This window comes from Mucilaginibacter pankratovii (assembly GCF_014773265.1).
Lineage (GTDB): Bacteria > Bacteroidota > Bacteroidia > Sphingobacteriales > Sphingobacteriaceae > Mucilaginibacter > Mucilaginibacter pankratovii.
Genome location: NZ_JACWMY010000001.1, coordinates 634,221 through 645,925 on the forward strand (window position 1 = coordinate 634,221; position 11,705 = coordinate 645,925).

Sequence of the window (11,705 nt, forward strand, 5' to 3'; positions counted from 1 at the left end):
TAGCTATTGTGGCAGGCTGTATTATTGATTTTAAAGCTCCTGGTTTATTTACTACAATATCAATTTTGATCGGAATGGGTTTTATAAAGATTCTTAAAAGCTATGTTTTGGGCTCTTGCCTGTTATTCGTTATGTCGCCCGCTGCCTCGCAGGGTTTAGTGAAATATGTACAGCCAATGGCCGGTACAGCAACCGCTACAACTTCATCAGCTTTAAAACATGGTTCGGTATTAGCACGATACGCGAATACCATACCTGCTGCAACCGTTCCTTTCGGCATGACACAATGGACACCGCAAACTCAAGCCAGCGAAAACAAATGCATCCCACCGTATTACTACAAAGACAATGTGTTGAATGGTATACGCGGATCGCACTGGCTAAGCGGGTCGTGCACGCAGGACTATGGCAGCTTTAGCGTTATGCCCATCACAGGCAAATTAAAAACAACCGGCTACGGTGCTACATTTAAGCATAGCGACGAAGTATCCGCTCCCCACATCTACAAGATCAATCTCACGCAATATCAGGTACAGGCAGCAGTTACCGCGACCGAGCGTTGCGGCATGATGCAATTTACTATGGGTAAGGCTGACAGCCTTTACCTCCTCATTAAAGCCAACAGCGATTACCATGAGGGCTTTATAAGGGTGGACGTGAAAGCCGGAGAAATATCGGGTTACAACCCTGCGCACCGCATTTACCAGGGCTGGGGCAAGAGCGCAGGCTTCAGTGGCTTTTTTGTGATCAGGTTTGAAAGAACGCCGGAAAAAACAGGCACTTTTTTAAATGAAAAATTATTTAGTGTAGATAGCATTAAAAACGATGAAGGTGCAGGCGTTTATGCAGGTTTCAAACTGAATAAAGGCGAAAAGCTTACCATTCGCATTGGCACTTCATTCACCAGCCTGGAAGGGGCCCGTAAAAACCTACAAGCAGAAATGCCCGGCTATAATTTCGACCAGATAGCCGCTAACACCAAAGCAAAATGGGAAAAAACGTTATCGCAAATTAAAATTACTACTACGAATGAACAAGACAAACGGATATTTTACACCGCCTATTATCACGCTATGCAGCAGCCTCGTTTGTTTAATGATGTGGATGGCAAGTACCCGCGCTTTGCAGGCAATTACCAGGTAGAGCAACTGCCTAATGGTAACTACTACGATGATTTTTCGATGTGGGATATTTACCGGGCCCAGATCCCATTGTTCGAGATCCTGAACCCGCCGTTCATTGATAACCTGTCGAAATCACTGATCCTTAAAGGCAAGCAAGGTGGCTGGATGCCCATCTTCCCCTGCTGGAACAGTTATACATCCGAAATGATCGGCGACCATACCACTTCGGTGATCAGTTCTGCCTACCTAAAGGGCATCACCACCTTTAATGCCGACGAGGCATACCAGATATTGAGGCATAATGCCTTTGATATACCTGCCAGCCGAGCCGAGTATGTGGAGGGAAAAGGCCGCAGAGCATTAGACAGCTACCTCAAATACAAATACATTCCCCTGGAAGACAGCGTGCCGGATGCTTTCCATAAGATGGAACAGGTGAGCCGCACCATGGAATATGCTTATGACGACTATGCCTTGGCCCGGTTTGCCAAAGCATTAAAAAAAGCTGACGATTATACCGCCTTAATTAAGCGTGCTAAATATTATACCAATGTATTTGATATATCAAGTGGCCTTGTACGTGGTAAACATGCCGACGGCAACTGGGTATCGCCATTTAACCGCGATCAAAAGGAAACTTATATTACTGAAGGCACTGCGCGTCAGTACACATTTTACGTTCCGCACGATATACCCGGCCTTGCCGGGTTAATGGGAGGCGCCGCAAAACTGGAACTCGCGCTGGATAGCTTGTTTAACAAGGGCGAATACTGGCACGGCAACGAACCTGGTCACCAGATCCCTTTCCTGTATAACTACTCAAGGTCGCCCTGGAAAACGCAGGCTGCTGTTCGTAAAATATTGGCGGCCGAATATAGTGATGGTCCCGGAGGTCTGGGCGGCAATGACGATGCCGGGCAAATGTCAGCCTGGTATATGTTCGCAGCTATGGGTTTTTATCCCGTAAACCCTGTATCGGGCGAATATCTGCTATGCTCCCCCATTTTCGACAGGGTGACTATCAACCTGCAAAGCGGTAAAAAATTCGATGTGGTTTGCCATAAAATTGGTTTAAGAGCAAAGTACATCCGCATGGTGAAGTTAAATGGCAGAACAATGCCAAATAATTATATCACCTACCGGGATATCATGAACGGAGGCAAACTGGATATTTACCTGCAGGGTGCGCCTGATAAAAACTGGGCAAATAAACCTATCTATCAGCCAAAAGGCATCAAATAAATAAGATAACCAACACTTGCAAAACGCCGGTAATCCAGGCGCACCCGCAGCCTAACCTAATCTCACATGAGATGATGAGTTGTTTCTAAAAATTCAACAATATGCGATTGGGGGATCATGCATTCCAGTCGTCCGAAGCTATTGCTCAGGCACTAATATCATTTTGATGAGGTTGCCATTTAACAACTGCTGATGTGCAATATCCTGTATAGCTGCCGGGGTCGTTTCTTTCACGATAATCAAATCGTTTGCATAGCCATCAAGCTTACCGCCAGATTGTAACTTTTCTACCAGGTAGCTTAACCACCAGGCGTTTTCGTTAACGTCTAATTCGCGTTGCCTTACCCATTCGGCCTGCCACTTCCTAATAATTTCAGGGCGGGGGCCGTTGTTTGCCAACGCAGTAACTTCCGCTTTGGCAGTGGCGATCAGCTTATCTACATTGGCCGGCGCACAGCCAAACTGGATAGTCAAAGAAAACCTGCCTTTCGGGTATTGGGTGGTAGATAGCTCTACCCGAGGACTATACACGCCGCTCTCCTGTTCCCGCAGGGTCTCCAGTAAGCGGATGTTAAGGGTTTCGCGAAGGGCATCGAACAAAATATTATTACGGTCGTTATAATCGTACTTGCCGGAATATACCAACAAAACAGATGCTTTTGCTTCCCTGCCTTTATAAACCGTTTTGGATATACTTCCCGCGGGGATATCAATATCAAGGTCCCTGGCTTTATCTGCAATTGGCGTACGCGGTAGCGAACCCAGATATTTTTCGAAAACAGGTTTTGCAGCAGCAATGTCTATACTCCCGGTAAACACAAACGTCATATTACCTGCATTGGAAAAGCGCTCTTTGTAAATTTGGTAAGCCCTGTCAAGGTTCACCATATCCAGTTTTTTGATGGAGGGGCCGGTACGCCGGATGTTCTTATTACCTAACACAGCAGATACCGTATCATTAAAAACGCTACCCGGGTCATTAGCCCGCTTATCATATCTTGCCCTCGACCGCTCCATCATGGTTTTGTACAATGATGAATCCTTTTGAGGCTGGGTTAAGTAAGCATAAACCAGGGACATAGCTACTTCAAAATCTTTGACAGAACTGCCACCGGTAATTCCCTGGAAACGCTCAGCTATATAGGGTCGCACTTCGAGTTCCTTATCGGCAACAAAGCGGTCCAGTTCAGTGGCATTTAGATTCCCTACCCCAGCAGCTGCTATAATAGATGCTGCGTTTGCTGCTGAAGGGTAGTCCTTGTCCTCATATAAAGACGTACCACCCGGAGAAAACCCTCTGAAAATGATCTGATTATTTTTAAAGGTAGTGGGTTTGATGATTATTTTAACCCCGTTTGAGAGGGTTAAAGTGGTTATTCCTTCTTTGCTATCCGTCACTTCGGTTACCACTTTACCTGCAACAGGTTCTGCGGCAAGCAATGCTGATGATAACTTTTGTACACTAAAAGCTTGCACAGGCATACTTCTAACCTCCGCTATCCACCTTTCCATTTCTGCCTGGTTCGGGAGGTCTTTTTGCGCATCAGCAGGTGCCGTTATGATCATGTCGCGGTTATTATCTTTCAGGTAACTGCCTATTAATGTGTTCATATCATCCAGTTGAATAAGCGGCAGGTACCTATTCATCAACTTGTATTCACCTTCTATCCCTGGGGCCGCTTCGTTCTTTAAAAAGTGCGACAAGTATTCCTGTACGTAGTTCCCGGATGGATTTTTATCCTTTTCACGGTAAATATTCTCCATTTGTTCCTTCAGGTTTTGCTTAGCCCTATCCAGTTCATCGGCACTAAAACCTAATGCGCGCAGTCGCTCTGTTTCGTACCACATCGCCATAAAGCCTTTTTTCAGTTCGCCGGGTTTAACCACTACTGTAGCGCGGTAGGTATCCAGTCCCCCTAAAAAATCTCTAATGCCTGAATTCGCCGACAAGTAATCAGGATCAGGCTGGCGCGATAATTCGGCAAAACGGCTGGCGATCATGCTATTGAACAGCTGACGGGTAAGCAGCCCTTTGTAATCCGCAGTCGTTGACATAACAGGCGCCTTATGCTTGATGACAATTTCGGCGGTAGTACTGGTGGTTTCTTTATCTGTTAACGCAATAAATTGATTTTTACCGGTTAACGGGATGGCATAAGCAACACGTTTTTTTTTCGCAACGGGGTTCTTCAGATCATCAAAAAGAGCTTTTACTTTTTTTTCCATTGCCGCCGCGTCAATATCACCAACAATGATCAGCGCCTGCAGATCAGGCCGGTACCAGTCATGATAAAATTGTTTGATGATAGCCGGTTTAAAGCTCTTCAGGATGGCATCAGTACCAATAGGGTTGCGTGCGGCGTACCGGGAATGGTTAAACAGTAAGGGGTAGTATTGCTGCTGCAACCGGTCTGAAGCTCCTTTGCCTAACCTTTTCTCTTCCAGTATCACCCCGCGTTCTTTATCTATCTCTACCGGGTCAAGCGTGGCGCTTTGGGCCCAGTCATGAACGATCTGCAGCCCTTTGTCTACTAATTCCTTACTGTCGGTAGGCAGGGGTAGCTGGTAAACGGTTTCGTCATACCCGGTATAGGCATTCACATCCGCTCCGAAACGCACCCCGGCTGTCTGCAGGTAATTCATCATGGTATTTTTAGGAAAATTGCGGGAACCGTTAAACGTCATATGTTCTACAAAGTGCGCCAGGCCGAGCTGGTCGTCATTCTCCAGTACAGATCCAACTTTGTTTACCAGGTAAAACTGCGCCCTGTTTTTCGGGGTTGCGTTATGCCGGATGTAATAGGTAAACCCATTTTTAAGTTTGCCGGTCCTTACCGCAGCATCTAAAGGTATCTCGGATGATTGAGCAGTTGCAACCGCAGCGTATGTGCATAGCAAGAGGCTGCTCATGATTTTTCTGATCATAATTTAGCTTTAAATCACCCGCAGCTAAAAGCCGCGGGTGATCAGGATAAGATAATATTACCGGATGTTTTGCGGCAGTTTTGAATAAGTGATAACTTCCTGGGGTATCAGCAGCGTATAGCGCGGATCGTTTGGAAGCAATGTATAAACCTTGCCCTTAACCGTGCGGCTAAGCGTTTTTGCAAAGCGGCTATCATGATTCAATCTTCGCAGGTCGCTCCATCTCAAACCTCGCATTAAAAGCTCCTTTCGGCGCTCTAAAAGTATCTTGGTTAGTGCGTCTTCGCTGCTGGCTGCTGTAAAGCCCGGGTATGAGCCGTTGACCCAGCGGGTGATCAGCAGTTTGTTCATATCCGCAAGGGCGTCGGCAGTTTGGTTGGCGCGGGCATAGCATTCGGCGCGAACGAGGTATAACTCGTCAACAGCTAACCCGTTGAATAACGCCGGCGAGGCTACGGCACCTTCATAGTTCCCTACAAAACGGTACGTGCCGGATGGAACAGGGACATCAAGGTTTTCCTTGATATAAAGTTGTTTCCGCAAATCACTCCCGTCATAAGCATTTACAATTTCAGGTACTATCAGCGCATCGTCTTCATCGCCATAACCTACTTCCAGCACACTGTTCTGTTTATCGATGATCGAATGAAATATAACTTCATTGTTAAAACGGGGAAATGGGTTATAGCTCCCCAAATTAAGGGTGTTAAAATCTATCAGGTCACTTTTTATTTTGAGGGCAGCATCGGCGCTGGCTAAAGCGTTAGGGTAATCTTCCATAGATAAGTAAACCCTTGCCAGCATAGCATAAGCCGCGGCCTTATTGGGGCGGGAAACTATGCTCGATGTGGTATTTAATAAACTAACCGCCTCTGTGAGGTCGTTAACAATGGCATCATATGTTTCCTTCACCGTGCCCCGGCCCGGCACATCGTTTATATCTGATTTGGTGTGAACAGGCAGTCCGGGCTCTTGTAATGTAGAATTGCTATACGGTTTGATGTAAGTTTGGGCCAAAGGCCACAGGGCATAAGCACGCAAAAACAAGGCGCTGCCCCGAAGATTATTTACAACAGCAGGGTCCTCTGCTGCCTTTAGCTTATCTAAAGCCTCTAAAGCCAGGTTGCAGTGGTAAATTTTGTTGTATGATGCCACCCACTGTGTTGCAGATGCACGGATGGCCGTTTCCTGCCAAATGTATAAAGCTCTATCTTCCGGCTGGATAACGTCCGAATTATACCGGTTATCATCCAGGTAATAATCATCTGCGGAGATCTCGCCGTCTAAAGGATAATTGACATTGAACAGGTCATAATTATCCAGTATAAGCTGTACGTCTTTTGTTGTTTCGATGAACGACTGGGAGCCGCTCTTTTTAATATCGACATATTTCTGGCAGGCAGATACTGTTATGATCAATGCAAAAAAGAGGATATATTTAATATAATTTTTCATGACTCGTACGATTAAAAGTTAGCTGTAAAACCAAGACTGTAAGTACGCGGTAAAGGATAATCGAAAACCTCCGGGTCTACGCCTTTATCATTGGCACGCCAGATGATGCCTATGTTACTCACGTTGGCATAGAACCTCGGATTTTTTATCGCGCTCGACGCCCCGACTTTTAGTGTATAGGAAAGGTTAATTTCCTGCAACCTGATGTGGTCGCCCTTCAGAACATTTACCGCCGAAGAATAATAAAAATTGTCGCGGTTATTGTTACTTGCCGACATCACCGCAGAAGGCACATTCGTGCTTGCCTCGTCACCCGGCTTTTGCCACCTGTTATTATATTCAATAGCCTGTAGCGCGTTTCCTGAATATAATGAGCGGTAGTTGATCACTTGTGCTGTCGGACGGCGTACATAGTAACCAAACTTGTACAGCAAGTTGGCCGACACCGCAAATGATGCATAAGTGAAGGTGTTCCTGAACGACCCGTAATAAACCGGCACTGCACTGCCAAAATATTTCAGTGAGCTCAACGGAGCCTGCTGGATGGCCCTGTAATTATTGTCGCCCTCCGGCGTACCTGATATGGTTACTACCTTGCCGTCTGCATAACCCCGTGGATCACCGGTTTGGGGATCAAGCCCCTCCCATTGATAACCGAATAAACGCGACAGGTCGAATCCTTCGTTGTATGTTCCCCCGCTGTTGGTTACCGCAGAACCGGCTTCACTGGTTGCTGTTGCGTAAAGTTTGGTTACTTTAACGCGGTTATAGGCAAATAAAAGATTGCTGTTCCACTTAAATTTACCCAGCTGCAAATTCAGCGAGTTTAGGGTCACTTCAACCCCATGCCCCTGTAAGTTGCCGGTATTATAGGTAATGTTAGTATAACCTGTGCTGGGATCGAGAGCGCCATTAGCAATCAGGTCGGTTGTTTTTTTACTGTAGTATTGAATATTACCGGATAACCTGTTGCCCTGTATCAGGAAGTCGAGGCCTATATTAAACACGCCTGTTCTTTCCGGGCGGAGTTGGCTGTTGGTAATACCAGTTCCAAACGTGGTATAGGCATAAGGAAGATTGGTATACTGGTTGTTGGCAAACGAATAGGTGATCAGTGGCCTTGCAATAACAGAGGGGTTTACGTTCCCGTTGTAACCGTACGTAGCGCGCAGGGTTAACGATGGCACCAGCGACCAATGGTAGAAGTTTTCATTATGAATGTTCCATGCGCCGCCTACCGAGTAATATGGCGTTCCGTTCTGGTTGGTGCCGCGGCCGAATTCGCTTGATAAGTCTTTACGTAAGCTTGCTGAAATGGTGTATCGCCTGTCGTAAGTGTAGGCAGCATTTGAATAGTAACTAAATGTGCGGACTTTATTGTCGATAAAACCAGTAGAAAGGTTAGCGATATACTCACCATTGTAGCCACTAAAGTCTTCAGCAAAAGCAATAGGAAGCATCGTTTTATAATCCAGCTTATTGTTGGTAAACAACGTATTTTCGTCATAACCGTAATATCCGTCGCTTTTTGCTATGCTGTAAGTTTGGGCAACATCTACACCCGCTATAGCCGATAGCTGGTGTTTTTCTTTCCAGGTGTGGTCAAAGTTTAGCTGCCCCCTTAACGTGTGATTGTTTGACGTAGTTAAAATGGTAGCGTATTGGCCACCTAAAGGCAGCTGCCTGTTATAAGGCGCAACCGGGTCAAAAGTCCTGGGGTCAACAGATTCAGGCGAGGTGGTAAAATAATTGATCATATTCCTCATGTAAAATGAGTTTTGCCTGTATAAAGTGTTATCATTATTCCGGCCGGTATTATAATTATAGGCCACCTGTGCACTTAACCCGTTTACTATTTTGTAGTTAGCACTAAAATTCAGATTTAAATTTTGTGATTTAATTTTGTTATACCCTTCATTGATATCATTAAGCGGCACATAACTGTAGCTTAAAAATTTATCGCCGTAGGCGTCATTTACCGCGCCGGCAAAACCCTGGCGGTATAGTTTGGCAAGTTCAAGGTAGTTCCCCTGGTCGTCGGCGAGGCGCGAGTAGGGATAGAATGTCGCATCTGTGGCACCGGTGATCCTGTTAGATGCTGCCTGCTCATTATTTCGCTGAACGTTGTAGCTGATGTTTCCCTGCAGTTCTAAACCGGTAAAGGGTTTAACCGCCATGGAATAACCCAGGGCCAGCCTGTTGTAATCTGAGTTCCTGGTATTATTAATGCCTTTATCCAATCCGCCGGACAGGCGGTAATTAAATGTTTCTGTACCCCCGTCTAATCCTAAGGAATAGCTTTGGGTAACGGCATTACGCAGAAAGTATTTATCATAATCTTTCCTGATATCGTTCTTTCTTAAAGCATCTAACCGGCCATTTGCCTGTGCATCGGTCAGGGTGCCTTTAAACTTCCAGGCATCCACAATCTCGGCCACCGGCGATTTAATTTCCTGCCCGTAAAGATGTGATATGCTCAGATCCGGCAGAGGCCTGTTTTGCTGCTCAAAATAACTTGCCTGCGCATCTATGTAGTCAGATACGCTCATGGTTTTGTTATAAAACAGGTCAACCTTTTCGGTAATGTTAACGTTGCTGTTGAAAGTGATACGTGGTTTACGGTTATAACCCCCGCGTTTGGTTTTGATGACCAATACACCGTTTGCCGCCCGTGAACCCCAGATAGAGGCTGCGGCTGCATCTTTAAGTATCGTTACGCTTTCAACATCATTGGGATTGATTTTGTCAATTGAATACGGACTGGCTATCCCATCGATCACGACCAGCACCTGCCCGCTGTAATTACCGTTCAGATCGGCATTAGCGGACTCGTTAAGGGTGTTTTTGCCACGTATGGTTAAGTTGGCCAGAGGCGACTGCCTGGCATTGGGGTTAGCAGAGTTATTTGTCCGGAGGTCATTACGGAAATCAAGTGAGGTAGTTATACCTTCCAGCCGCCTCACCAGGTTGGGATCGGTACTGTGCTGTAATTGCTCCTTAGTAATAACTTCGAAAGAGCCGGTAGCTCTTTCCTTCGGCAGATCCTGCAAACCTGTAGATACAATGGCTACACTTTTCATCTGCAGTGACGCCTCTTTCAGAATCACGTCAATTTTGGTTCGTCCCTTAATAGCGATAGTATCAGCCTGGTAACCAACATAAGAAAATATCAGGTATCCGTCATCCGGCACCCGGAGAATATGATAGGTGCCTGCCTGGTCGGTCGCGATCTGCACCTGGGTGCCTTTAAGCCTTACCGTAGCTCCGGGCAAACCTGTGCCCTGCCCGTTAGAAACAGAACCGCTTACATCAATAAAATCGATAGCTGCGGCGGTTAACGTTTTATCTTTTAATACAATGGTGTTGTCGTCAATGGTGTAAGCCAGTGGCTGATCTTTCAGTACAATTTCCAGCACCGTTTTGATATCGGCGGATTTGACACTGATGCTGATCTTGCCGGTATTTTTAAGCTGCTGGGCCGTGTAAACGAAATCAAAATTGCTTTGCTGCTGTATTTTTGAGATGATTACCTTTAAAGCAACATTCTTTTCGTTAAGCGAGATCTGCTGTGCATAGCCCGTGGCAGAAACCCGGAAGAACATAATGAACAGTAAGAATGTTGTTAGTCGCATAATCAGCAGTACTTTACGAACGTGCGCATTGGGCACGCCAAATTTGATAGTATAATTTTTATACATTTGTTAAGTCTGGTTAATAAGTTGATACTATGAGGAATTTATTGACGTAATGCCAGGCATTAGCCAGCTGTGTTGCAACCACACCTGGCTTTTATTTTGGATTACCGCTGTAAGTAGTTTTTATTTCGTTACGATAATCCTCCTTCCTGCTATTTTAAAATGCACTTTATTGGTTAACTCCAATTTCTTTAACACCTGCGATACGTAGGCGCGCTTATTAACCCGGCCGCCAAAATCATCAGTTGGCAGTTCCCCTTCGTAAACAACTTCCACATCATACCAGCGGCTTATCTTTCGCATAATATTTTCTATCTTCTCGTCCTGGAAAACGATATAGTTGTTTTTCCAGCCCATTACTTCATCAATATCTGCTGTTACCACATAAACGCCTGCAGCAGTTTTCTCTGCCTGTTGTCCCGGTTCTAATAGCGTTGAGTTTACGCGCACGCTGCCTTCAAGCAGGGTAGTACGTGTAACCGGCTCATCTTCGTAACTTTTGATATTAAAATGTGTGCCCAGTACCTGCACCTGCTGGCCCCGGCTTTTTACAATAAATGGCACAGCTTTATTTTTTGCCACCTCAAAATAAGCTTCGCCGGTTAACTCAACTTCCCGCTGTTTTTGCCCCCGGAAAGTGGAGGGAAAAACCAGTCGGGATGCAGCATTCAACCACGCTATCGAGCCATCAGGTAATACCAGTTTGTAGGTGCCGCCGTTAGGCGTCTGCAGGGTAAGCATTTTAGTATCCGCGGTTAAGCCTGCGTTTATCCGGGTACTATCATCATAGGTTAAACCGCCGGAATGTACTTCAATCCCTTTTCTTGTAGAATCAAGTACTAAAGTACCGCTGCCCGCTATGGTCAATGTTGCTTTGTTAGTGCCCGGTGCAATATCTTTTTTACTACCAGCCAACTGGCTTACCGTTATTGCCGGTACCTGTACAGCCTGCCATACAAAATACCCCCCAACCGATAATACCAAGATAGCTGCAGCTGCTACCGACCACCATTTGGCTATCCGTTTAACCGGGCGATGTTCATTCTCCAGTTTGGCCCATACCAGGTCAACAGCCGCAAGGCGTTCAGCCATGCCCGGGTTTTCGGCACCTTCTTCCTGATAAGTTAAGTACCATGTTTCCAGCAGCGCTATTTCCTCGTCGGTAGCCTTGCCAAGCCTGAAATGCTCCAGCATAACCCGAATTTCCTGTTCATTCAATTTTGCCATAACTCAATCTAAACGTAAGACAGTCAACACCCCCGGC

The 11,705-nt window shown here is 45.9% G+C and carries 5 protein-coding genes; 1 reads left to right on the plus strand and 4 read right to left on the minus strand.

The features are described 5' to 3' along the window. The first annotated feature begins 74 nt into the window (after nt 1-74). On the plus strand, nt 75-2,366 hold the full coding sequence (locus tag IDJ77_RS02515; RefSeq protein WP_191187344.1) for a GH92 family glycosyl hydrolase: 2,292 nt from the start codon (nt 75-77) through the stop codon (nt 2,364-2,366). Nucleotides 2,367-2,504: 138 nt separating this feature from the next. Here IDJ77_RS02515 and IDJ77_RS02520 read toward each other — a convergent pair whose 3' ends face one another. The 4 genes from IDJ77_RS02520 to IDJ77_RS02535 all read right to left on the minus strand — a co-directional run bounded on the left by IDJ77_RS02520 (nt 2,505) and on the right by IDJ77_RS02535 (nt 11,668). Further along, nucleotides 2,505-5,291 (minus strand): M16 family metallopeptidase, encoded by a 2,787-nt coding sequence (locus tag IDJ77_RS02520; RefSeq protein ID WP_224750929.1) that lies wholly within the window; start codon nt 5,289-5,291, stop codon nt 2,505-2,507. 57 nt (nt 5,292-5,348) lie between these two features. Continuing rightward, the gene (locus tag IDJ77_RS02525) at nt 5,349-6,746 is read right to left on the minus strand and encodes a RagB/SusD family nutrient uptake outer membrane protein (protein ID WP_191187345.1); all 1,398 of its coding nucleotides are present in this window, start codon (nt 6,744-6,746) and stop codon (nt 5,349-5,351) included. An 11-nt stretch (nt 6,747-6,757) separates the two neighbouring features. Then, a complete protein-coding gene (locus tag IDJ77_RS02530; RefSeq protein WP_191187346.1) occupies nt 6,758-10,444 on the minus strand; it encodes a SusC/RagA family TonB-linked outer membrane protein in 3,687 nt (1,228 codons plus the stop codon). Between the two features lie 120 nt (nt 10,445-10,564). Beyond that, entirely contained in the window at nt 10,565-11,668 is a 1,104-nt protein-coding gene (locus tag IDJ77_RS02535; protein ID WP_224750930.1) for a FecR family protein, read from the minus strand. Between the last annotated feature and the right edge of the window lie 37 nt (nt 11,669-11,705).

Excerpts from the sequence above, each read along its gene's own strand:
- IDJ77_RS02530 (WP_191187346.1), bottom strand. The coding sequence starts at position 10,444 with ATGTATAAAAATTATACTATCAAATTTGGCGTGCCCAATGCGCACGTT.
- IDJ77_RS02525 (WP_191187345.1), bottom strand. The coding sequence starts at position 6,746 with ATGAAAAATTATATTAAATATATCCTCTTTTTTGCATTGATCATAACA.
- IDJ77_RS02535 (WP_224750930.1), bottom strand. The coding sequence starts at position 11,668 with ATGGCAAAATTGAATGAACAGGAAATTCGGGTTATGCTGGAGCATTTC.
- IDJ77_RS02520 (WP_224750929.1), bottom strand. The coding sequence starts at position 5,291 with ATGATCAGAAAAATCATGAGCAGCCTCTTGCTATGCACATACGCTGCG.
- IDJ77_RS02515 (WP_191187344.1), top strand. The coding sequence starts at position 75 with ATGGGTTTTATAAAGATTCTTAAAAGCTATGTTTTGGGCTCTTGCCTG.